This is a genomic window from Pseudomonas migulae (assembly GCF_043225285.1).
GTDB lineage: Bacteria > Pseudomonadota > Gammaproteobacteria > Pseudomonadales > Pseudomonadaceae > Aquipseudomonas > Aquipseudomonas migulae_C.
The window spans coordinates 1,894,507-1,915,395 of the sequence record NZ_CP171224.1 but is presented as its reverse complement, the minus strand read 5'-3'; the positions used below and the strand labels follow the sequence as shown (position 1 = coordinate 1,915,395).

Here is a 20,889-nt window from a genome sequence, read left to right as displayed (position 1 = left end):
GCGAAGCTTTTGACTTTCGATGTGAAATAAAGGATCGCTATGACCGTCAGCACCCCGCTCTCCGGCGTAAACCAACCCTTCAAAGGGATTTTGCTGATTGTCTTCGCCACGTTTCTCTTCTCCAGCCATGACGCCTTGTCGAAATACCTCTCGGGGTTCTACCCGATCGTCATGGTGGTGTGGGCGCGTTATGTGGTTCACACCTTGTTGATGGCCGGGATTTTCCTGCCGCAATCCGGGTTGCGTGTCTTGCGCACCAAAAAGCCGTTGCTGCAGTTGTTGAGGGCGTTGTGCCTGCTGGGCACCAGTCTGTTTTTCACCACCGGCTTGCAGTACATCCCGTTGGCCGAAGCCACGGCGGTCAACTTTCTGGCTCCGGTGCTGGTGACTGCGCTGTCGGTTCCGCTGCTGCGTGAGCGCGTCACGCGGGGCCAATGGATCGCGGTGATTTGTGGATTCATCGGCGTATTGATCATCGTCCACCCGGGCGGCGATCTGTTCACGCCAGCGGTGCTGCTGCCGCTCTGCTCGGCACTGTTTTTCTGCTTCTATCAATTGCTCACCCGCAAGCTCAGCAGCGTCGACAGCCCCACCACCAGCAACTTTTTCGCCGGGCTGTGCAACACCCTGGTGATGAGCGCGCTGGTGCCGTTCTTCTGGCAAGTGCCAAGCCTTGGGCATGGATTGATGATGGTGGCGCTGGGTGCCTGCGGGATGACCGCACACTTGTTTCTTACCCAGGCGTTCCGTTACGCGGCCCCGGCGTTGCTGGCGCCGTTCGGCTATTGCCAGATTGTCTTCGCCGGTTTGCTGGGCTGGTTGCTGTTTGCCCACACGCCGACCCTGACCACGGTGATCGGGATCGCGGTGATTTGCTGCAGCGGCCTGGCGGCGGCGTGGCAGCAAAGCCGCCGATGAATACTCCCGCAATAAACGAACTGTAGGAGCGAGCCTGCTCGCGATAGCGGACGATCATTCAACTCTGACGTTGACTGATACACCGCTTTCGCGAGCAGGCTCGCTCCTACAGGGGTATTGCGTCGGGGTTTTACTCGGTGACCGTAGGAATCTTGCGTGGCGCCATGAAGTACATCCAGGTCAGTGCGATGAAGTACATCGCCGGGATCAGGGTGAACAACACGGTGTAGTTGTTGTTGGTCACGGTCAGAATGTGGCCGACCAACTGCGTCATGAACATCCCGCCAATGGCCGCGCACATGCCGCCGAAGCCGAACACCGTGCTCATCATGTGTTTAGGCGTGTAGTCCATCACCAGACTCCAGATGTTCGCGGTCCAGGCCTGGTGCGCGCCGATGGCCAGGGAGATGGCGAACACCGCGACCCACAGGCTGCTCGAACCGGCGGCCATGACCACGCCGATGATGCAGCAGGCGAACAGGAACATCGACATCAGGCGCGCCTTGATCGGGTTGACCCCGCGGCCGATCAGGAACGAGGACAGGATGCCGCCGCCCACGCTGCCGAAGTCGGCGGTGAGGTAGATGATGATCAGCGGGATGCCCATCTGGGTCACGTTGATGCCCAGGTTGTATTGCTGATTCAGGAACGGCGGCAGCCAGTACAGATAGAACCAGAACACCGGCGCGGTGATCGAGTAGGCGAGGGCGAAGGCCCAGGTGCCACGCATGCGCAGGATTTTCGAGAACGGTACGCGGGCTTGTTCCGGTTCGACTTCGTTCTGGATGTAGTCCAGTTCCGATTGTTTCACGCTCGGATGATCTTCCGGGTTGAAGTACTTCAGGCCCCAGAACAGCAGCCAGATACCGCCCAGTGCCGACATGCACAGGAACGCGGCTTGCCAGCCCCACACGTGCAGGATCAGCGGCAGCAGCATCGGGGTGAACATCGCGCCGACGTTGGTGCCGGCGTTGAAGATGCCGGTAGCGACAGCGCGTTCGCCGGCCGGGAACCACAACCGCGTGGTTTTCACGCAGGCCGGGTAGTTGGCGGCTTCGGTCAGCCCGAGGATGAAGCGGCAGACCATGAAGCCGACCGCCGAGGTGGCCAGGCCGTGGGCGCCGGTCGCCAGGCTCCAGAGCAGCACTGCGCAGAAGAACACGCGCTTCACGCCGACCCGGTCGATCAAGCGGCCTTGCAGGACGAAACCGATGGCGTAGCCGACCTGGAACCAGAAGTTGATGTTGGCGTAGTCCATCGCCGTCCAGCTCATTTCCTTGGCCAGGATCGGCTGCATCACGCCCAGTGCGGCGCGGTCGATGTAGTTCAGTGTGGTAGCGAAAAACACCAGCGCCAGCATGCCCCAACGGGTTTTGCCGACGGCCATGGCGCCGCGAATTTTATCGCCGATACCACCGACGGCAGGGGTCATGGAGGAGCGCTCCACGGGAGAACTTTGGGAAGGAGTCATGTAGGCCACCGATTATTTTTATGTGGTGTTCTGAGTCTTGGGTCACCGAGACCGAGGGTTGCGACCGGACTCAATGTGTAGTGGATGGTGGGCAGTGGACGAAAAATCGTCAATTCGCCAATGGCCATTGTGTTCGATAATCGCACGCAAAACTAACCGGGTAGTACACTTTAAATTGCTGTGGCCGTTCCTACGGCCAATAATTTACTCCATGAAAAAACGCGATCCCTTGTAGGAGCCGGCTTGCTGGCGATAGCGGTGGGTCAGCCACCTATTAATTGGCTGACCCACCGCTATCGCCAGCAAGCCGGCTCCTACAGAAAGCGTGTGCTATGCCCACAAGAAGATAGTCTCCACCACCGGGAGTCGAAATATGCAGCGTTCCATTGCCACCGTGTCCTTGAGCGGTACCCTGCCGGAAAAACTCGAAGCCATTGCCGCCGCCGGTTTCGACGGGGTGGAGATTTTCGAAAACGACCTTCTCTACTACGACGGCAGCCCCCGTGAAATTAAACAGATGTGCGCCGATCTCGGGATCGCCATCACCCTGTTTCAGCCGTTCCGGGATTTCGAAGGCTGCCGCCGCGACCGTTTGCCGCGCAATCTGGAGCGGGCCGAGCGCAAGTTCGACCTGATGCAGGAGCTGGGCACCGACCTGGTGCTGGTGTGCAGCAACGCTTCGGCGGACTCCATCGGTGATGAACAGATCCTCGTCGACGATCTGCGCCTGCTGGCCGAACACGCCGGTGCACGCGGCCTGCGAATCGGTTACGAAGCATTGGCCTGGGGCCGTCATGTGAACACCTGGCAACAGGTGTGGAACATCGTTCGCCAGGCCGACCACCCGAGTCTGGGCGTGTTGCTGGACAGTTTCCACACTCTGTCGCTCAAGGGCGATCCGAGCGCCATCGCCGAGATTCCCGGCGACAAGATCTTCTTCGTGCAAATGGCCGACGCGCCGATCCTGGCCATGGACGTGCTGGAATGGAGCCGGCATTTCCGCTGCTTCCCGGGTCAGGGTGAATTCGATTTGCCGGGCTTCCTCGCACCGATCATCAAGAGCGGCTACACCGGCCCGCTGTCGCTGGAAATCTTCAACGACGGCTTCCGTGCTGCACCGCCACGGGCCAACGCCGCCGACGGTTTGCGTTCGTTGTTGTATCTGGAAGAGAAAACCCGCGAGCGACTGGCGCAGGAAACCCAGCCGACGGCCAGCCCCGACATCCTGTTCGAGACGCCGAAGGCCAGTGAATACAACGGCATCGAATTCCTCGAGTTCGCCGTGGATGAAAGCCTCGGCGCCAAGCTCTGCCACTGGCTGGAGCGCCTGGGGTTCGTCAAGGCCGGGCAGCATCGTTCCAAGAGCGTGAGTTTGCTGCGCCAAGGTGACATCAACCTCATCCTCAACTCCGAGCCTTACTCGTTCGGCCACAGCTTTTTCGAAGCCCATGGCCCGTCGCTGTGCGCCACCGCCGTACGGGTCAAGGACAGCGCCAGCGCGCTGGCCCGGGCCGTGGCTTACAAAGGTCAGCCCTATCGCGGACTGGTCGGCCCCAACGAGCTGGAGCTCGCCGCGGTGCGCGCCCCGGATGGCAGCCTGATCTACCTGGTGGACCAAGACGCGGATGTCTACGGCACCGACTTCAATCTGCAACCCACCGCAACGGCCAGCGGCGGCCTCAAGCGCATCGACCACATGGCCATGGCGTTGCCGGCCGACAGCCTCGACAGTTGGGTGCTTTTCTACAAAAGCCTGCTGGATTTCGAAGCCGACGACGAAGTGGTGCTGCCGGACCCTTACGGTCTGGTGAAGAGCCGGGCACTACGCAGCCGCGACAGCTCGATCCGCTTGCCGCTGAACATTTCCGAAAACAGAAACACCGCGATCTCACACGCGCTGTCGAGTTATCGCGGCTCTGGCGTGCATCACATTGCGTTTGACTGCGACGACATCTTTGCCGAAGTCAGTCGGGCCAAGGAAGCGGGCGTGCCGCTGCTGGACATCCCGCTCAATTACTACGATGACCTCGCTGCACGGTTCGATTTCGACGATGAGTTCCTCAGCGAACTGGCTTATTACAACGTGCTGTATGACCGTGACGCCCAGGGTGGCGAGTTGTTCCACGTCTACACCGAGCCGTTCGAGGGGCGGTTCTTCTTTGAGATCATCCAGCGCAAGAACGGCTATGCCGGTTACGGGGCGGCGAACGTGGCGGTGCGGTTGGCGGCCATGGCCAAATCCCGCAGCGGCGCCGTTCGTCAGGCGAAGTTGTAGCAATTTCGTAAACGCGAGGTTAAACCGCTGCCGCGCGGCTTCCTTCACTGTGCCGTGCGGCTCATAATCGCCAGCCTGTGCAGTGATGGCCGTGAGCCCGCAATGACAATGACATCAGAACTCTCCGTAGCGCCCGACGAACCTTTGGCCGAGCCTCGCAAGAGTCGTAAGAACAACCCGGAAAAGACCCGCGAGAACATTCTTCAAGAAGCCATTGTCGAGTTCGTTCAGCAGGGCCTTTCCGGTGCTCGCGTCGATGCGATCGCCGAGCGCATCCACACCTCAAAACGCATGATCTATTACTACTTCGGCAGTAAGGAACAGCTCTACATCGAGGTCCTGGAAAAACTCTACGGCGACATTCGCAGCACCGAGAACCGTCTGCACCTGGCCGAGCTGGCGCCAGTGGACGCGATTCGGCGCCTGGTGGAGTTCACCTTCGATCACCATGATCGCAATGTCGATTTCGTGCGCATCGTCAGCATCGAGAACATTCACAACGCCGAGTTCGTGAAGCGCTCCGATGCGATCAAGGCGATGAACAATACGATTCTGGATTCACTGGGCGTGATTTTGCGTCGCGGGGCGGACGAGGGTGTGTTCCGGGCGGGGCTTGAACCACTGGATGTGCATCTGCTGATCAGTTCGTTCTGCTTCTATCGCGTGTCGAACCGCCATACCTTCGGTGAGATTTTTCAGATTGACCTGCCGGACGAAAGCATCAAGCAGCGTCATCGGGAGATGATTTGCGAGTCGGTTTTGCGCTACCTGCAGGCCTGACGCGATTTTGTAGGAGCCAGCTTGCTGGCGATTGCGGTGGGTCAGCCACCTATTTATTGGCTGGACAAACGCAATCGCCAGCAAGCCGGCTCCTACAGGTCGCGTTAACCATTCATGCTTTGAAAATGCGCCAGCATTCGCTGCGCATCCGGCACCACGCCACTGAACAACTCAAACGCCTTCACCGCCTGAAACACCGCCATGTTGCCGCCATCCAGCGTCCGGCACCCTAGGGCGCGGGCGTTGCGCAGCAACTCGGTTTCCAGCGGGAAGTAGACGATTTCCGCCACCCACAATTGCGGGCGAAGCAGCTCCACCGGCACCGGCATGCCCGGGAGTTTTTTCATGCCCATGGGCGTGGTGTTCACCAGGCCGTCAGCCTCGGCCAACGCGCTCGGCAGATCATGACCGGCCACCGCGCGGCCCGCGCCGAAATGCTGGTTGAGGTTGTCCGCCAGGCTCTGGGCGCGGCTGATTTCCACATCGAAAATACTCAGCAGTCGTACGCCTTCGCTCAATAGCGCGTGGGCCACCGCCGCGCCGGCACCTCCGGCGCCCATTTGGACGACACGCTCCACGGCAACGCCCTGCAAGCCACGTCGAAAGCCTTCGGCAAAACCCAGGCAATCGGTGTTGTGACCGATGCGTTTGCCGTCCTTCAACACCACCGTGTTCACCGCGCCGATGCCGCGGGCTTCCGGTGATAATTCATCGAGCAAGGGGATGATCGCCTGCTTGCACGGAAAGGTGATGTTGAGGCCGGTGAAATTCATCTGCTCGGCAGCCATCAGCAGGTCGGGCAGGGCGCTGCTGTCGAGCTGCAACTGGTCGAGGTCGATCAGGCGATAGAGGTAGCGCAAGCCCTGGGCATCGCCTTCATGCTCGTGCAGCGCAGGGGTGCGGGAAGCCTGGATGCCGGCGCCGATCAGCCCGGCCAGTACAGCATTGTTCTGAGTCACGGCGTTCACCCCTTCAAGCGCAGGCTGAAATGCTCCAGCGCCAGGCGATAGCCGTGGCTGCCGAAACCGGCCATCACCGCAGTGGCAATGGCTGAGACGAAGGAGTGGTGGCGGAAGGGCTCGCGGGCGTGGACGTTGGACAGGTGGACTTCGATCACCGGCAGCTCGCTGGCAACCAGTGCATCGCGAATGGCGACCGAAGTGTGGGTCCAGGCGGCGGGATTGATGACGATCCCGGCACATCGACCGCGGGCAGCGTGAATCCAGTCGAGCAATTCGCCTTCGTGGTTGGTCTGGCGAAATTCCACCGCCAGGCCGAACTCTTCGGCGGCGCGGCCGCACAGGGCCGAGATATCTGCCAGGGTTTCATGGCCGTAGGTCGCCGGTTCACGGGTGCCGAGCAGGTTCAGGTTCGGGCCGTTGAGCACCAGAACGATAGGATTCATCGGGGTCTCTCCACTTATTATTTTTGGCATTGGCTGATGTTCAGCCTGTGGAGATAAATTGTACTAGATGGTTAATTTGGTCAATTGAAGCCGCGCCGAGATACAGGGTTGTGTGCGGTGATCGGACGCTTTTGGCATTTCAGCGCGGCAAACGCTCCAGCAGAAAATCAATGAACGCCCGTAGTCGCAGCGGCACATGGCGGCTTTGCGGGTAAAGGAGGGTGAACGGCCGCGAACGCCCGCCATAAGGTTTGAGGATTTCCACCAGCGAGCCATCGGCCAGTTCCTTTTCGACGATGAACCGATAGGTCTGGAACAGGCCTGCCCCGTGTTTGGCCAGGGTCACACCGCCCAGCACGTCGTCGGAACAGCTGAGATCGCCCTCGGCGAGAATTTCGCGTTGCACGCCATCGTCATTGAACAGCCAGGCAATCCGCCGACCACTGCTGGGCAAGTCGTACTGGATACATTCGTGCTGCTTGAGGTCATCGAGGGTTTGCGGCGTTCCGGCGCGCTTCAGGTAATCGGGGCTGGCGATCATCACCAGCGCCGCGTCTTCGAGTTGCCGGGCAATCAGCCCGGAATCCGGAATGGCCCGCACGCGGATCGCCAGGTCATAACCTTCTCCGACGAAATCGATGTTGCGGTTACTGATGTGCGACTCGACTTTCACCTGCGGAAAGCGCTCCCGAAACGCCGGCAGCAGCGGCAGGATCCGGTGATGGGCGTACGTCGTCGGGATACTGATGCGCAGGGTCCCGGAAGGCTCCTGCTGCTGGCCCATGACTTCACGCTGGGCCTCGACCAGTTGCGCGAGTGCCTGGCGACATTCTTCGTAATAGCGGCGGCCACTGTCGGTCAGCTTGACGCTGCGGGTGGTGCGCGCGAACAGCCGGACGCCCAGGCGCTCTTCCATGCGCGATACGGAACGACTCACCGCTGCGGGCGTCACGCCAGCGACCAGCGCAGCGGCAGTAAAACTGCCGGCTTCGGCGGCGAGGCAGAACAGCTCGATGCTGCCGAGCTGAAGGTCGTCGAATGTTCGCTGCATGATTGATTACGCCGGGGATCAAATGGAGGGCTTTAAGCAGTGTTTATCAAATTACCGAAAGGATTGCTTACCATTTTTACCCCTGATCACCGCGCCCGGTGCGAGTTGGAACGCTAGCCTCAAGGTCGGGCGATAACGTGAAGGCTTGCACCGATTATCGGATTTTTAAAGGAATGACGAGCCATTGGGCTCATTAACCTAACGGATGGGTTAGCATGAAACTGTTCCGCTACAAAGGGCTTTCGATGGTGATCATGCTGCGCGATGAACACTGCCCACCGCACACCCATGTAGACGCCGGAGCCTGGAGCGCCCGCTTCAAGTTCTGCTTTTGGCACAACGGCGTCGAGCTGTGGGATGTGGTGCCTCATTCCAACCGGCCACCTGCCGCCGTGCTGGAAGGCTTGCGTCACGCGCTTCGACAGCCTGTTCACTTGCGGCGTGCCCGCAGGATCTGGTGGGAAAAGCTGCAAACGGTCTGTCTTGATCATCAGATATGGGACTGGCAGACCAGCGAAGTGGCCGTGGTGAAAAGGATCACCAGTGCAACCAACATGATTTATTCGGCTTGCTATGAGCCCGAGACGAACAAGACCTCGTTGGCGCTGTTTGGCGTTTCGGAGGGTGTGGAGATCAAGTTATGAAAACGATAGAGGCGAAAACACCGGCCGATCGGCCTGTGACTGAAGCTGCGCTGGATACCGCCATCCGGCGAGGGCAAGCGCGCCACAAAGGTGGTTTTCAGGTGACGGCCGTGTCCCATGTTGAGCCGTGCCTGGCCCTCAGATTCGTGGATGGCAGTGGCGTGCTCCTGCCGGTGCAGCAATATCCGGAGTTCGATGGTTTCGAGGCCGAGGATTTCGCCGGACTGAAAGTCGGCTTTTCCGGAACCGCGCTCTGTCACGAGGGCAAGGATTTACACGTGTCCATCGCCGGCATGATTTCGGCGAGCAAGCCGCTGATGGACATGGCCGCGTCGGTCATCGCCTCGCGCAATGGCCGTCAAAGCAGCGCCGCCAAAGCCGAGGCGGCGCGGGCCAATGGTCGCAAGGGCGGGCGTCCGCGCAAGCCGGAAATCAGCGAATAAGCGCGCACAAAAAAGCCGTCGTATTGACGGCTGTTTTGTATCGGGCGGCTGTGATCAACGCCGGGTCAGCAAGACCCCGGATTCCATGTGGTGAGTCCATGGGAACTGGTCGAACATCGCGCATTGGGTAATGCAGTGGGTGTCGTGCAACTGGGCGATGTTGGCCGCGAGGGTTTCCGGGTTGCAGGAGATGTACAGGATGTTATCGAAGCGCCGGGTCAGCTCGCAGGTGTCCGGGTCCATGCCGGCGCGAGGCGGGTCGACGAAGACGCTGCCGAATTCATAGCTCTTGAGATCGATGCCGTGCAGGCGACGGAACGGGCGCACTTCGTTCAGGGCTTCGGTCAGCTCTTCAGCGGACAGGCGCACCAGCGTGACGTTATCCACCGCGTTTTCGCTGAGGTTGCTCAGCGCGGCGTTGACCGAGGTCTTGCTGATCTCGGTGGCCAGCACTTTGCGCACGCGGGTCGCCAGCGGCAGCGTGAAGTTGCCATTGCCGCAATACAGCTCCAGTAAATCGTCCGGGCGATCGCCGAGGGCGTCGTAAGCCCAGTTGAGCATCTTCTGGTTCACGGTGCCGTTCGGTTGGGTGAATGCGCCTTCCGGTTGGCGGTAGCTGAAGGTGCGGCCGCCGACTTGCAGTTTTTCGACGACGTAATCGTGACCGATGACTTCGCGTTTGCCTTTCGAGCGACCGATCACGCTGACGTTCAAGTCGGCTGCCAGCTTCGATGCCGCCGCGTGCCAGTGTTCATCCAGCGGGCGGTGATAGCACAGGGTGATCATCGCATCGCCGGCCAGGGTGGTGAGGAACTCCACCTGGAACAACTTGTGGCTCAGGGCCGCGCTGGCTTGCCACGCGGCTTTCAGTTGCGGCATCAACTCATTGATGCGCAGGCTGGCGATCGGAAATTCTTCGATCAGGATCGGCGTGCGTTTGTCTTCCTGGGAAAACATCGCGTAGTGACGTTCGCCGGCCTCGCGCCACAGGCGGAATTCGGCGCGCAAGCGGAAGTTCTTCAACGGCGAGTCGAACACCGCCGGTTCCGGGGCATCGAACGGGGCCAGCAGGTCACGCAGGCGCGCAACCTTTTCTTCGAGCTGAACGGTGTAGGCCTGGGAATCAAAAGTCATGCGTTGAACCAACCCAACTTGATCACGAACAGAATCGACAGAATCACCAGCGCCGGGTTCAGCTCACGGCCGCGACCGGACAGCAGCTTGATCGCGGTCCAGGAGATGAAACCGAAGGCGATGCCGTTGGCGATGGAATACGTGAATGGCATGGCCAGCGCAGTGACCACGACCGGTGCGGCAACGGTGATGTCGTCCCAGTCTATTTCAGCCAGGCCAGACGTCATCAGCACCGCGACGAACAGCAGGGCAGGCGCCGTGGCAAAGGCTGGAACGCTGGCCGCCAGTGGCGAGAAGAACAGCGCCAGCAGGAACAGGATCGCCACCACGATGGCCGTCAGACCGGTGCGGCCGCCGGCGCTCACGCCCGCAGCGGATTCGATGTAGCTGGTGGTGGTCGACGTGCCGAGCAACGAACCGGCCATGGCCGCGGTGCTGTCGGCGATCAGGGCGCGGCCCATTTTCGGCATGTGGCCGTCCTTGCCCATCAGGCCGGCGCGCTTGGCGACGCCGATCAGGGTGCCGGAGTTGTCGAACAGGTCGACGAACAGGAAGGCGAAAATCACGCTGACCAGACCGATGTCCAGCGCGCCTTTGATGTCCAGTTGCAGGAAGGTCGGCGCCAGCGAAGGCGGCATCGACATCACGCCGCCGAACGGGGTGAAGCCGAGGGCAATCGAGGCAATGGTCACCACCAGAATCCCGATGAGCACGGCACCGCGTACGGCGAGCGCTTCCAGGGCGACGATCAGGGCAAAGCCCAGGGTGGCGAGGATCGGTGCCGGTTGTTTCAGGTCGCCGAGGCCGACCATGGTCGCCGGATTGCTGACCACGATGCCGGCGTTGTGCAGGGCGATCAACGCCAGGAACAGGCCGATACCGGCAGCAATCGCTGAACGCAGCGGCAGCGGGATGCTGTTGATGATCCATTCCCGGATGCGGAAGATCGACAGCAGGAAGAAGCACACGGCCGAGATGAACACCGCGCCCAGCGCCACTTGCCAGGTGTGGCCCATGTGCAGGACCACGGTGTAGGTAAAGAAGGCGTTCAGGCCCATGCCCGGTGCGAGGGCGATCGGGTAGTTGGCGATCAGGCCCATCACCGTGGAGCCGATGGCGGCTGCCAGGCAGGTCGCGACGAACACCGCGCCCTTGTCCATGCCGGTCTCGCCGAGGATGCTCGGGTTGACGAACAGAATGTAGGCCATGGCCAGGAAGGTCGTGACGCCCGCAAGAATCTCGGTCCGCACGTTGGTGTTGTGTGCCTTGAGTTGAAACAGCCTTTCCAGCATGTCTGCTCCCCGTGGCGCGCCCGGCGCCGTGAATGTATCGACCTCAACAGCAAAGCACAGACCGCTGCAGGCGCCTGGTAATTTTCTGTGGGTCGGAAAAAGCCGCGCATCATACCAGCAGCGTGGGGCTGTGGCTGCTTATGGCGGTGATCGTCGTCGATGTTTTGCGTTAAAGCCAAGTACGCCATACTGCGCGCTGGTTTTGGGGGACACGGGGATTACATGAAAAAGCGTCTGGTTTGCCTGTTTGCAGCATTTATTGCCCTGTTGTCCGTGGCGCAAACCGCTTCGGCTGCCTCGGCGGCGCCGTTGAGTCAGGTCAAGGTGCTCAAGGTCGAGTCGCCGGCCTGTGGCTTTGAGGACATCAGCGAAGGCCAGGAAAAGACCCGCTGCGATCACAGCGGACCGAACATCAAGATCTACGTGCTGGAAGTCGGTTACGGCCGAGCGGCCCATGTCGGCCTGGACGGTTTCGAGATCAACGGCACCCGCACTCCGGTCTGTGCGTTCGATAACGGTAACCTGACCGAATGCAGCGTTGGCAGAAAAACCGTCGGCTACCTGTATGTCTTCGACCTGGCCGGCAAACAGGAAGGCACGTTCACCTTCAGCAACACGTCCATCAACGCACCGGGCAATACCCTGTCGACCCAGCTTTACATCAAGTAACGGCCGGCGCGAACAAGGGTAAGGAAAGCTGACTACGCTTTAAGGATCATCCTGCGGACTGCGCCCATGACCTTTAGAGCCCTGATTACCCTCGCCGAGGGCATCGATGACCTGCAAACAGTGACGCTGATCGATGTACTGCGCCGCGCCAAAGTGGAAGTGGTAGTGGCCAGCATCGAGGGGCGGCGCATGCTCACCTGTGCCCGCGGCACCCGCGTGACGGCGGATGCGATGATGGTGGATTTACTGGCCCAACCGTTCGACCTGGTCGTGCTGCCCGGTGGTGCCGTCGGTGCGCAACACTTGGCAGGCCATCAACCGTTGCAGCAATTGATCAAGGACCAGGCGGCCGCCGGTCGCCTGTTCGCCGGCATAGCCGAAGCCCCGGCGCTGGCATTGCAGGCCTTTGGCGTCCTGCGGCAGCGACGCATGACGTGCCTGCCGAGCGCCAGCCATCAACTCTCGGGTTGCAACTTTGTCGATCAACCGGTGGTGGTCGATGGCAACTGCGTCACCGCTCAAGGCTCAGGCGGTGCCTTGGCATTCGCCCTGATGCTGGTGGAGCAACTCTGCGGCAAGGCGACCCGAACGGCGGTGGAGAAGGAATTCGTCTGACCCGGAGCGGCGAAGACGCCGTTCCTTCCTCACAAATCAATCTTCTTGAACGCTCAAATACCCACGAAGTCGTACCCCTAATGACGGCGGTTTGCGAAAACGCCGCGAGTGTACGACCAACCGTGAGGTGTTTATGAGCGCGACCTGTTCCGAGGCGGCGCAGCCGTCCTTCGTTCGTCACCCGATACACTTGACGCTCAATGGCCGGGAGCGAGAGTTGGCGGTCTTGCCCTGGATCACCTTGCTTGATCTGCTGCGCGAGCAATTGGACCTGATCGGTACGAAAAAAGGCTGCGATCATGGCCAATGCGGCGCCTGCACAGTGTTGCTGAATGGCAAGCGAGTGAACGCCTGTCTGACACTGGCAGTGATGTGCGATGGCGCTGAGCTGACCACCATTGAAGGACTGGCGAGCGGGGACGATTTACACCCGATGCAGCAGTCGTTCATCAAACATGATGCCTTCCAGTGCGGCTATTGCACGCCAGGGCAAATTTGCTCGGCAGTCGGTTTGGCCAATGACGGCCGTGCATGCACCCCTGATCAGATCAAGGAACTGATGAGCGGTAACCTGTGTCGGTGCGGCGCCTACAGCAATATTCGTGATGCCATTGAAGAAGCACTTCCAGACTGCCGTCAGCGCAGCCAGCAAGGAGGTGCCCAATGAATCCCTTCCATTACACCAAGCCCGATTCAGTTCGGGACGCGGTCCATCTTGCCGGTCCGGCATCGCGCTTCATCGCAGGTGGCACAAATCTGTTGGATTTGATCAAGGAAAACATCACCCGACCGGAGCATCTGATCGACATCACCGGATTGCCATTGCGTGAAGTCTCGGAAACGGCCAGCGGAGGGCTGATGATCGGCGCGCTGGTCAGCAATGCCGATCTGGCCTGGCACCCCTTGATCGAACAGCGTTATCCGATGTTGTCCCAGGCGATCCTGGCTGGGGCTTCGCCACAACTGCGCAACATGGCCAGCACCGGTGGCAACCTGCTGCAACGCACCCGCTGTTACTACTTCTATGACGCCAGCGTGCCATGCAATAAGCGTGAGCCCGGCAGTGGCTGTCCGGCGAGGCAGGGGCTCAACCGAATCCATGCGATTCTCGGTGCCAGCGCACTGTGCGTTGCCACGCATCCCTCTGACATGTGCGTGGCGTTGGCGGCGCTCGAGGCGCGGGTGCATGTTCAGGGACGCGATGGTGCCCGTATTATCGAGTTCGCCGAGTTCCACCGTTTGCCCGGTGATGCCCCTGAGCAAGACAACCAGTTGGCGGACGATGAACTGATTACCGCGATTGAATTACCCGCCGCAGGATTTAGCGCCCACAGCCACTACCTGAAGATTAGAGATCGCGCCTCTTATGCCTTCGCCCTGGTTTCGGTGGCAGCTGCGCTGGATATGAATGGGCCAATCATTGGTGAGGCGCGCCTTGCTCTTGGTGGTGTCGCGCACAAACCGTGGCGTGACCAGAACGTCGAATCCTGGCTGGTGGGTAAAGCGGCGAGCGTGGAAACATTCACTGCCGCCGCTGACGCCATGCTGCAAAACGCCGAACCGCTCGAGCACAACGCTTTTAAAGTGCAACTGGCGCACCGGGCCATCATTCGTGCGCTGAGCGACGCCGCGCAAGGAGGGCAGGCCTGATGAACACTTTCACTAAACCCGTAGGGCAACCCATCGACCGTGTTGACGGCCATCTAAAAGTGACCGGTCAGGCGCGTTATGCCGGGGAGTTTCCCGAAGATGGCTTGCTTCATGGCAGTGTTGTGTCCAGTACGATTGCCTGTGGGCGTGTCATCAGCGTTGATGCGTCCGAGGCATTGGCGCTGCCGGGGGTGTTCGCTGTCATCCATCACGGCAACCGCCCGACAATCGCCAGCTACGACAAAGACTATGAAGATGCGGACTCGGCGAAGGGCTCGCCTTTTCGCCCGTTTTACAACGATCGCGTCCTGTACAGCGGGCAGCCGTTGGCGCTAGTCGTCGCCGATAACCTCGAGCTGGCGCGCCATGCAGGGTCGTTGCTCAGATTTGAATACGAAACAGCGCGCCATCAGACCGATCTACTGAGTTTGCAAGATGAGGCGCACCAGGCTCCCGCCGAGTTACCCAAACCTCGTGGGAATTTTCAGGCCGAGTACGCCGGCGCAGCCATCCGTCTGGACCTGAACTACAGCACCCCTATCGAACACCACAATCCGATGGAACCGCACGCTAGTACAGTGCTGTACCAGGCAGACGGCAGCCTGCACATCCACGATAAAACCCAAGGCCCGCAAAACTGCCAGTCCTACGTGCAAAAAGTCTTCGGGCTTGAGAAAGAGCAAGTCAGGGTTTTTGCGGCTTATGTCGGCGGTGCATTCGGCTCGGGGTTGCGCCCGCAGTATCAACTGCCGCTGGCGGTGATGGCGGCGCTGCAACTCAAGCGCTCGGTGCGGGTGACGCTGACGCGTCAGCAGATGTTCACATTCGGTTATCGCCCGCGCACCTTGCAGCGTCTGCAATTGGGCTCGGCAGCCAATGGGCGTCTGCTGGCGGTCGGTCACACCGCCATCGGCCAGACATCGCGTTTCGAAGATTTCACCGAACACGTGGTGGAGTGGAGCGGCATGCTTTATCACTGCGACAACGTGCAATTGAACTACAAGCTGGTACCGCTCGACGTCTTTACGCCGCTGGACATGCGTGCGCCGGGAGCGGCGCTTGGGTTGATCGGTCTGGAGTGCGCGATGGACGAGCTGGCCTGTGCGCTGGCTATCGATCCGGTGCAGTTGCGCCTGGTCAACTACAGCGAGCGCAATCAGAACGAGGACAAACCTTATTCCAGTAAAGAGTTGCGTGAATGTTACGCCCAAGGCGCCAAGCGTTTTGGCTGGGACCAGCGCAATGCCGAACCGCGCAGCATGCGACAGGGCCGACAGTTGGTGGGCTGGGGCATGGCGGGCGGTGTGTGGGAGGCCATGCAGCAAAAAGCCAGTGCCAAAGCCTCGCTCGATCATCAAGGCAAACTGACGGTCAGCAGCGCGACCACGGACATCGGTACCGGAACCTACACGGTGATGACGCAAATTGCTGCACAGGCGTCAGGCGTTTCCTTGAAGGATGTCACTTTTGTGCTCGGTGATTCCTCGCTACCCACCGCGCCTTTGCAAGGCGGATCGTTCACCGTGTCGTCGGTGGGTACGGCTGTGCAGCAAGCTTGCGAAGCGCTGCAGGAAAGGCTGCTCGCGGTGGCGCGGCAAACTTCTCCGGCCTTTAGTGGGACGACGCCGGAGCAGGCCATTTTCGAAGACGGCTGGCTGTCGTTGGGCGATGAGCGGATATCACTTGCCGATCTGGTCCGGGCCAGCGGTGAGGATGTGCTGGAAATTCAGGTAGACGCTGAGCCGGACAAAAAACGTGAGGCCTACGCCACCGCGACGCATTCGGCGGTGTTCGTGGAGGTGCTGGTTGATGAGGCGTTGGGCACGGTGATGGTCAGTCGCGTGGTCAGCGCCATTGCGGCGGGGCGGGTGGTCAATCCGAAAATGGCCCGTAGCCAGATTCTCGGTGGTGTGGTGTGGGGCATTGGTATGGCTTTGCATGAAGAGACGCAAACCGACCACGCACTGGGGCGGCACATGAACCATAGCCTGGCCGAATACCATATACCCGTGAACGCGGATATCGGCGACATTGACGTATTGTTCATCGAAGAACACGACGAAATCGTCAATGCACTGGGTTCCAAGGGGGTGGGTGAAATCGGTATCGTCGGCGTAGCGGCAGCAGTAGCGAATGCGATCTACCACGCCACGGGAAAAAGGGTGCGGGACTTCCCCATCACCCTCGACAAGCTGCTTTAAACCCTGGCTTCTTCCGTCGGCACATGCATGCGATCGCGATTGGCCAGGGTCGGGAACAGTTTGATCCAGACGCCGGTCACCACCAGGGTGCCGATTCCGCCCATGACCACCGCCGGCACGGTGCCGAACCAGTGGGCGGTGAGGCCGGATTCGAATTCGCCCAACTGATTCGAAGCGCCGATGAACAGGCCGTTCACGGCGCTGACTCGGCCGCGCATTTCATCCGGTGTTTCCAGTTGCACGAACGACGCGCGAATCACCATGCTGATCATGTCCGCCGCGCCCAACACCACCAGTACGGCCAAAGAGAACCAGAACGACGTGGACAGGCCGAACGCAATGGTCGCGACGCCAAACACGCCGACCGCGGTGAACATCACGCGGCCCACTTTGCGGTCCACGGAAAACCGCGCCAGCCACAGCGACATCAGCAACGCACCGACGGCTGGCGCCGAACGCAGGAGGCCCAGCCCCCAAGGGCCGGTCAGCAGGATGTCCTTGGCGAACACTGGCAGCAATGCTGTCGCGCCGCCGAGCAACACGGCGAACAAGTCCAGGGAAATGGCCCCGAGAATGTCCGGGCGGCTGCGAATGAAGCGGATGCCGGCCAGCAGCGAATCGAGGGTGGCCTTGCCTTTGTTCAGTGGCGTTTGCCGGGCGGGCAGGTTGAGCATCAGTGCGCAGGCGATCACATACAGGATCACTGTCGGCCCGTAGACCCAGACGCTGCCGAAGGCATACAGCAAACCACCGAGTGCCGGAGCGACGATGGTTGCCGATTGTTGCGCCGACTGCGCGGCGGCGACGGCGCGGGGGAACAGCGCTGCGGGAACGATGCTGGGCAGCAACGCCTGGGTGGTCGGCATCTCGAAGGAACGTGCGGCGCCGAGCAGGAACGCGAGGATGAAGATCATTTCCCGGGTGACGTGGCCGGTGGCGCCGCCAATCGCGAGGGTCAGCGCAATCAAGGCTTGCAGCGACTGGCAGATCGCCGCGACCTTGCGCCGGTCGTAGCGGTCGGCGACATGCCCGGTGTGCAGCATGAACAGCACGCGCGGGGCAAATTCCACCAGGCCGACCAGCCCCAGGTCCAGCACGTTGCCGGTCAGCTGATAGAGGTTCCAGCCGATGGCGACGGTGAGCATCTGAAAGCCACTGGCGGTAAACACCCGGGCCAGCCAGAACGCAATGAAAGGGCGGTGATGACGTAACAGCAAGGGCGCTTGGCTGGGCATCTGAGGCAGATCTTGAGCGAGGGGAAGGTCGAGATTATCACCAAGCTGTAACCAAAAGTTGCAGAGACGGGAAATTTAGTTAGCTAGACACCGATCCCTCTGGGAAAGTGTTGCGGCTGATTGCCAAGCCCGTGAGGCAACCTGTCACGCGGCAAAAGACCACACCGTCCATCGTCTAAAACCGGACTACTCTTTTACCCATGCTTGATCCAGATCAACACCTTCGTGGAATTGATCCGGTGGCCAGATGGCCAGATTCCCTACGTGTGATGTTTGTAAAAAAAGAACGAATGCAAATTCGCCACACTCCATATCCGTGGGGGCAGTGGGTGCAGGCTTAAGCCTTCAGCCGGTATTACCTGACAGAGGAAGACTTATGTTCGGTTTGGAGGCGCTTGATCTCGCCCGAATTCAGTTTGCGTTCACCATCTCGTTCCACATCCTGTTCCCGGCCATCACGATCGGTCTGGCGAGTTACCTGGCGGTACTCGAAGGCCTGTGGCTGAAAACCCACAACGATACCTACCGTGACCTGTACCACTTCTGGTCGAAGATCTTTGCCGTCAACTTCGGCATGGGCGTGGTCTCCGGGCTGGTCATGGCCTATCAGTTCGGCACCAACTGGAGCCGTTTCTCCGACTTCGCCGGGGCCGTGACCGGGCCCTTGTTGACCTATGAAGTGCTCACCGCGTTCTTCCTCGAAGCGGGTTTCCTCGGTGTCATGCTGTTTGGCTGGAACAAGGTCGGCCGCAATCTGCACTTCTTCTCGACGGTGATGGTGGCGGTCGGCACGCTGATTTCGACCTTCTGGATTCTCGCCTCCAATAGCTGGATGCAAACGCCCCAGGGCTTTGAAATCATCGACGGTCGTGTGATCCCGACGGACTGGCTGGCAGTGATCTTCAACCCGTCGTTCCCGTACCGCCTGGCGCACATGGCCACCGCCGCCTTCGTTGCCACGGCATTCTTCGTCGGTTCTTCGGCGGCCTGGCACTTGCTGCGTGGCAAGGACAACCCGGCCATTCGCACGATGCTTTCGATGGCCATGTGGATGGCCCTGATCGTGGCGCCCATCCAGGCCGTCATCGGTGACTTTCACGGGCTCAATACGCTGGAGCATCAGCCGGCAAAAATCGCCGCGATCGAAGGTCACTGGGAAAACGTCGGGGATGAACCCACGCCGCTGATCCTGTTCGGCTGGCCGGACATGAAAGCCGAGAAGACCAAATTTGCGGTCGAGATTCCATACCTGGGCAGCCTGATCCTCACCCACTCGCTGGACAAGCAAGTGCCGGCGCTCAAGGAGTTCCCGCCGGAAGACCGGCCGAATTCGACCATCGTGTTCTGGTCGTTTCGGATCATGGTGGGCCTGGGCTTCCTGATGATCTTCACCGGGTTGTGGAGCCTGTGGCTGCGCAAACGCGACAAGCTGTATACCTCGCGGCCGTTCCTGTACCTGGCGTTGTGGATGGGCCCGTCCGGCCTGATCGCGATCCTCGCCGGCTGGTTTACCACAGAAATCGGCCGCCAGCCGTGGGTCGTCTACGGCCTGATGCGCACGGCGGATGCGTCCTCCAATCACAGTTTCATGCAGATGAGCATCACGCTGATCCTGTTCGTCGTGGTGTATTTCGCGCTGTTCGGTGCGGGCCTGGGCTACATGATGCGTCTGGTACGCAAAGGGCCGAAGATCGACGAGGGCAAGGAAACCCCTGACGGTGGTCCAGGCAAGAAACGTACGCCGGCCCGTCCGCTGTCCGCCGCCGACGATTCCGCCGATGCCGATCACGGCCCCAGCCTGCAAAAGGAGATTTGAGTCATGGGTATTGATCTTCCGCTGATCTGGGCCGTGATCATCATCTTCGGCATCATGATGTACGTGGTCATGGACGGTTTCGACCTGGGGATCGGGATTCTCTTCCCGTTCATCCCGGGCAAGACCGACCGTGACGTGATGATGAACACCGTGGCGCCGGTCTGGGACGGCAACGAAACCTGGCTGGTACTGGGCGGCGCAGCGTTGTTCGGCGCGTTCCCTCTGGCGTATTCGGTGGTGTTGTCGGCGCTGTACTTGCCACTGATTTTCATGCTGATCGGGCTGATCTTTCGCGGCGTGGCTTTCGAGTTCCGCTTCAAGGCCAGGGACGACAAGCGCCATCTGTGGGACAAGGCGTTCATCGGTGGTTCCGTCGCAGCGACGTTCTTCCAAGGCGTCGCGCTGGGGGCGTTCATTGATGGCTTGCCGGTGGTCAACCGGCAGTTCGCCGGCGGTTCGCTGGACTGGCTGACGCCGTTCACGATGTTCTGCGGCGTGGCGCTGGTGGTGGCCTATGCGCTGCTCGGTTGCACGTGGCTGATCATGAAAACCGAAGGCAAGCTGCAAGAGCAGATGCACGATCTGGCGCGGCCACTGGCTTTCGTGGTGTTGGCCGTCATCGGCATCGTCAGCATCTGGACACCGCTGGCCCACGCTGAAATCGCCGCTCGCTGGTTTACGCTGCCGAACCTGTTCTGGTTCCTGCCGGTGCCGATTCTGGTGTTGGTGACCATGTATGGCCTGATCCGCGCCGTGGCCCGCAATGCGCACTACACGCCGTTCCTGCTGACGCTGGTGCTGATCTTCCTCGGCTACAGCGGCCTGGGCATCAGCCTGTGGCCGAACATCGTGCCGCCGTCGATCTCGATCTGGGACGCCGCTGCACCGCCGCAAAGCCAGGGCTTCATGCTGGTCGGCACGCTGTTCATCATTCCGTTCATCCTGGGCTACACCTTCTGGAGCTACTACGTGTTCCGCGGCAAGGTCACCCATGAAGATGGTTACCACTAGCGCACACGGCAACGGCGTACGGCTGAAACCTGCGCCGTTTCAGAGGAGATCACGATGATGGCTGGCAAACATTCCTTGCAGGAAATCGAAGCAGCAGAGAAAAAGCCGCTCTGGCAGCGACTCGGCTGGCTGGCGATGATCTGGACGGGCAGCGTGGTGGCGCTGTTCATCGTCGCGAGTCTGATGCGCATGTTCATGAATGCCGCAGGCCTCTCGACCCACTGAATTCGCAAGACCCCATCCCGATGCCTCGCGGCACGGATTCATAACCCTCCTGTG

General features: G+C 60.4%; 20 protein-coding genes. 13 read left to right on the top strand and 7 right to left on the bottom strand.

Annotated elements, in window-relative coordinates; all coding sequences use genetic code 11:
• Positions 1-39 precede the first annotated feature (39 nt).
• Positions 40-918, top strand: a complete 879-nt coding sequence (locus ACF6ZU_RS08860) for a DMT family transporter (protein ID WP_392891633.1) — start codon at positions 40-42, stop codon at positions 916-918.
• A 130-nt stretch (positions 919-1,048) separates the two neighbouring features.
• Here ACF6ZU_RS08860 and ACF6ZU_RS08855 read toward each other — a convergent pair whose 3' ends face one another.
• A complete protein-coding gene (locus tag ACF6ZU_RS08855) occupies positions 1,049-2,350 on the bottom strand; it encodes an MFS transporter (protein ID WP_392891631.1) in 1,302 nt (433 codons plus the stop codon).
• 412 nt (positions 2,351-2,762) lie between these two features.
• On the opposite strand from ACF6ZU_RS08855, the gene quiC reads away from it, so the two are divergent.
• Both quiC and ACF6ZU_RS08845 read left to right on the top strand, forming a co-directional pair.
• Positions 2,763-4,664 carry a 3-dehydroshikimate dehydratase QuiC gene (gene quiC, locus ACF6ZU_RS08850; protein ID WP_392891629.1) on the top strand — a complete coding sequence of 634 codons (1,902 nt, stop codon included), beginning with the start codon at positions 2,763-2,765 and terminating at the stop codon, positions 4,662-4,664.
• 102 nt (positions 4,665-4,766) lie between these two features.
• On the top strand, positions 4,767-5,444 hold the full coding sequence (locus ACF6ZU_RS08845) for a TetR/AcrR family transcriptional regulator (protein WP_392891627.1): 678 nt from the start codon (positions 4,767-4,769) through the stop codon (positions 5,442-5,444).
• Between the two features lie 104 nt (positions 5,445-5,548).
• On the opposite strand, the gene ACF6ZU_RS08840 is transcribed toward ACF6ZU_RS08845, so the two are convergent.
• The 3 genes from ACF6ZU_RS08840 to ACF6ZU_RS08830 all read right to left on the bottom strand — a co-directional run bounded on the left by ACF6ZU_RS08840 (position 5,549) and on the right by ACF6ZU_RS08830 (position 7,900).
• Positions 5,549-6,403: a shikimate dehydrogenase gene (locus tag ACF6ZU_RS08840; protein WP_392891625.1), complete on the bottom strand. Its 855-nt coding sequence runs from the start codon at positions 6,401-6,403 to the stop codon at positions 5,549-5,551.
• Positions 6,404-6,408: 5 nt separating this feature from the next.
• The gene (gene aroQ / locus ACF6ZU_RS08835; protein WP_084319573.1) at positions 6,409-6,849 is read right to left on the bottom strand and encodes a type II 3-dehydroquinate dehydratase; all 441 of its coding nucleotides are present in this window, start codon (positions 6,847-6,849) and stop codon (positions 6,409-6,411) included.
• Positions 6,850-6,988: 139 nt separating this feature from the next.
• Positions 6,989-7,900 (bottom strand): LysR family transcriptional regulator, encoded by a 912-nt coding sequence (locus tag ACF6ZU_RS08830; RefSeq protein WP_392891622.1) that lies wholly within the window; start codon positions 7,898-7,900, stop codon positions 6,989-6,991.
• Positions 7,901-8,115: 215 nt separating this feature from the next.
• Between ACF6ZU_RS08830 and ACF6ZU_RS08825 the strand changes: the two genes are divergently transcribed.
• Positions 8,116-8,544 carry a DUF4160 domain-containing protein gene (locus ACF6ZU_RS08825; RefSeq protein ID WP_392891621.1) on the top strand — a complete coding sequence of 143 codons (429 nt, stop codon included), beginning with the start codon at positions 8,116-8,118 and terminating at the stop codon, positions 8,542-8,544.
• Complete coding sequence (locus ACF6ZU_RS08820) at positions 8,541-8,987, top strand: DUF2442 domain-containing protein (RefSeq protein ID WP_392891619.1); 447 nt, start codon at positions 8,541-8,543, stop codon at positions 8,985-8,987. The genes ACF6ZU_RS08825 and ACF6ZU_RS08820 overlap by 4 nt, the downstream gene beginning before the upstream one ends.
• 54 nt (positions 8,988-9,041) lie before the next feature.
• Here the strand turns inward: ACF6ZU_RS08820 and trmA are convergent, their stop codons facing one another.
• Together trmA and ACF6ZU_RS08810 are read right to left on the bottom strand one after the other, a co-directional pair.
• Positions 9,042-10,121, bottom strand: a complete 1,080-nt coding sequence (gene trmA, locus ACF6ZU_RS08815) for a tRNA (uridine(54)-C5)-methyltransferase TrmA (protein ID WP_392891617.1) — start codon at positions 10,119-10,121, stop codon at positions 9,042-9,044.
• Positions 10,118-11,413 (bottom strand): NCS2 family permease, encoded by a 1,296-nt coding sequence (locus ACF6ZU_RS08810; protein ID WP_392891615.1) that lies wholly within the window; start codon positions 11,411-11,413, stop codon positions 10,118-10,120. Before ACF6ZU_RS08810 ends, trmA begins: the two co-directional genes overlap by 4 nt.
• A gap of 222 nt (positions 11,414-11,635) precedes the next feature.
• Between ACF6ZU_RS08810 and ACF6ZU_RS08805 the strand changes: the two genes are divergently transcribed.
• The 5 genes from ACF6ZU_RS08805 to ACF6ZU_RS08785 all read left to right on the top strand — a co-directional run bounded on the left by ACF6ZU_RS08805 (position 11,636) and on the right by ACF6ZU_RS08785 (position 16,548).
• A complete protein-coding gene (locus ACF6ZU_RS08805; RefSeq protein WP_392891613.1) occupies positions 11,636-12,082 on the top strand; it encodes a DUF4879 domain-containing protein in 447 nt (148 codons plus the stop codon).
• Between the two features lie 66 nt (positions 12,083-12,148).
• Positions 12,149-12,697 (top strand): DJ-1 family glyoxalase III, encoded by a 549-nt coding sequence (locus ACF6ZU_RS08800; RefSeq protein ID WP_392891611.1) that lies wholly within the window; start codon positions 12,149-12,151, stop codon positions 12,695-12,697.
• A 133-nt stretch (positions 12,698-12,830) separates the two neighbouring features.
• The gene (locus tag ACF6ZU_RS08795) at positions 12,831-13,364 is read left to right on the top strand and encodes a (2Fe-2S)-binding protein (protein ID WP_392891609.1); all 534 of its coding nucleotides are present in this window, start codon (positions 12,831-12,833) and stop codon (positions 13,362-13,364) included.
• The gene (locus ACF6ZU_RS08790) at positions 13,361-14,347 is read left to right on the top strand and encodes an FAD binding domain-containing protein (protein ID WP_392891607.1); all 987 of its coding nucleotides are present in this window, start codon (positions 13,361-13,363) and stop codon (positions 14,345-14,347) included. Before ACF6ZU_RS08795 ends, ACF6ZU_RS08790 begins: the two co-directional genes overlap by 4 nt.
• Entirely contained in the window at positions 14,347-16,548 is a 2,202-nt protein-coding gene (locus ACF6ZU_RS08785; RefSeq protein ID WP_392891605.1) for a xanthine dehydrogenase family protein molybdopterin-binding subunit, read from the top strand. The genes ACF6ZU_RS08790 and ACF6ZU_RS08785 overlap by 1 nt, the downstream gene beginning before the upstream one ends.
• On the opposite strand, the gene ACF6ZU_RS08780 is transcribed toward ACF6ZU_RS08785, so the two are convergent.
• Positions 16,545-17,783, bottom strand: coding sequence for an MFS transporter (locus ACF6ZU_RS08780; protein ID WP_392891603.1), 1,239 nt, complete (start codon positions 17,781-17,783; stop codon positions 16,545-16,547). The two genes, ACF6ZU_RS08785 and ACF6ZU_RS08780, sit on opposite strands and share 4 nt — an antisense overlap.
• 376 nt (positions 17,784-18,159) lie before the next feature.
• Here ACF6ZU_RS08780 and ACF6ZU_RS08775 point away from each other — a divergent pair, with 376 nt between their 5' ends.
• Genes ACF6ZU_RS08775 through ACF6ZU_RS08765 form a run of 3 tightly spaced genes read left to right on the top strand, consistent with a single transcriptional unit; the run spans position 18,160 to position 20,835 of the window.
• On the top strand, positions 18,160-19,599 hold the full coding sequence (locus ACF6ZU_RS08775) for a cytochrome ubiquinol oxidase subunit I (protein WP_392891601.1): 1,440 nt from the start codon (positions 18,160-18,162) through the stop codon (positions 19,597-19,599).
• Positions 19,600-19,602: 3 nt separating this feature from the next.
• Entirely contained in the window at positions 19,603-20,610 is a 1,008-nt protein-coding gene (cydB, locus tag ACF6ZU_RS08770; RefSeq protein ID WP_392891600.1) for a cytochrome d ubiquinol oxidase subunit II, read from the top strand.
• Between the two features lie 57 nt (positions 20,611-20,667).
• The gene (locus ACF6ZU_RS08765; protein WP_064680606.1) at positions 20,668-20,835 is read left to right on the top strand and encodes a DUF2474 domain-containing protein; all 168 of its coding nucleotides are present in this window, start codon (positions 20,668-20,670) and stop codon (positions 20,833-20,835) included.
• Positions 20,836-20,889: the final 54 nt, after the last annotated feature.

What these genes read in the sequence shown, in the direction of transcription:
- ACF6ZU_RS08860 (WP_392891633.1), top strand. Translation starts at nt 40, where the DNA reads ATGACCGTCAGCACCCCGCTCTCCGGCGTAAACCAACCCTTCAAAGGG.
- ACF6ZU_RS08855 (WP_392891631.1), bottom strand. Translation starts at nt 2,350, where the DNA reads ATGACCCCTGCCGTCGGTGGTATCGGCGATAAAATTCGCGGCGCCATG.
- quiC (WP_392891629.1), top strand. Translation starts at nt 2,763, where the DNA reads ATGCAGCGTTCCATTGCCACCGTGTCCTTGAGCGGTACCCTGCCGGAA.
- ACF6ZU_RS08845 (WP_392891627.1), top strand. Translation starts at nt 4,767, where the DNA reads ATGACAATGACATCAGAACTCTCCGTAGCGCCCGACGAACCTTTGGCC.
- aroQ (WP_084319573.1), bottom strand. Translation starts at nt 6,849, where the DNA reads ATGAATCCTATCGTTCTGGTGCTCAACGGCCCGAACCTGAACCTGCTC.
- ACF6ZU_RS08830 (WP_392891622.1), bottom strand. Translation starts at nt 7,900, where the DNA reads ATGCAGCGAACATTCGACGACCTTCAGCTCGGCAGCATCGAGCTGTTC.
- ACF6ZU_RS08825 (WP_392891621.1), top strand. Translation starts at nt 8,116, where the DNA reads ATGAAACTGTTCCGCTACAAAGGGCTTTCGATGGTGATCATGCTGCGC.
- ACF6ZU_RS08820 (WP_392891619.1), top strand. Translation starts at nt 8,541, where the DNA reads ATGAAAACGATAGAGGCGAAAACACCGGCCGATCGGCCTGTGACTGAA.
- trmA (WP_392891617.1), bottom strand. Translation starts at nt 10,121, where the DNA reads ATGACTTTTGATTCCCAGGCCTACACCGTTCAGCTCGAAGAAAAGGTT.
- ACF6ZU_RS08810 (WP_392891615.1), bottom strand. Translation starts at nt 11,413, where the DNA reads ATGCTGGAAAGGCTGTTTCAACTCAAGGCACACAACACCAACGTGCGG.
- ACF6ZU_RS08805 (WP_392891613.1), top strand. Translation starts at nt 11,636, where the DNA reads ATGAAAAAGCGTCTGGTTTGCCTGTTTGCAGCATTTATTGCCCTGTTG.
- ACF6ZU_RS08800 (WP_392891611.1), top strand. Translation starts at nt 12,149, where the DNA reads ATGACCTTTAGAGCCCTGATTACCCTCGCCGAGGGCATCGATGACCTG.
- ACF6ZU_RS08795 (WP_392891609.1), top strand. Translation starts at nt 12,831, where the DNA reads ATGAGCGCGACCTGTTCCGAGGCGGCGCAGCCGTCCTTCGTTCGTCAC.
- ACF6ZU_RS08790 (WP_392891607.1), top strand. Translation starts at nt 13,361, where the DNA reads ATGAATCCCTTCCATTACACCAAGCCCGATTCAGTTCGGGACGCGGTC.
- ACF6ZU_RS08785 (WP_392891605.1), top strand. Translation starts at nt 14,347, where the DNA reads ATGAACACTTTCACTAAACCCGTAGGGCAACCCATCGACCGTGTTGAC.
- ACF6ZU_RS08780 (WP_392891603.1), bottom strand. Translation starts at nt 17,783, where the DNA reads ATGCCCAGCCAAGCGCCCTTGCTGTTACGTCATCACCGCCCTTTCATT.
- ACF6ZU_RS08775 (WP_392891601.1), top strand. Translation starts at nt 18,160, where the DNA reads ATGTTCGGTTTGGAGGCGCTTGATCTCGCCCGAATTCAGTTTGCGTTC.
- cydB (WP_392891600.1), top strand. Translation starts at nt 19,603, where the DNA reads ATGGGTATTGATCTTCCGCTGATCTGGGCCGTGATCATCATCTTCGGC.
- ACF6ZU_RS08765 (WP_064680606.1), top strand. Translation starts at nt 20,668, where the DNA reads ATGGCTGGCAAACATTCCTTGCAGGAAATCGAAGCAGCAGAGAAAAAG.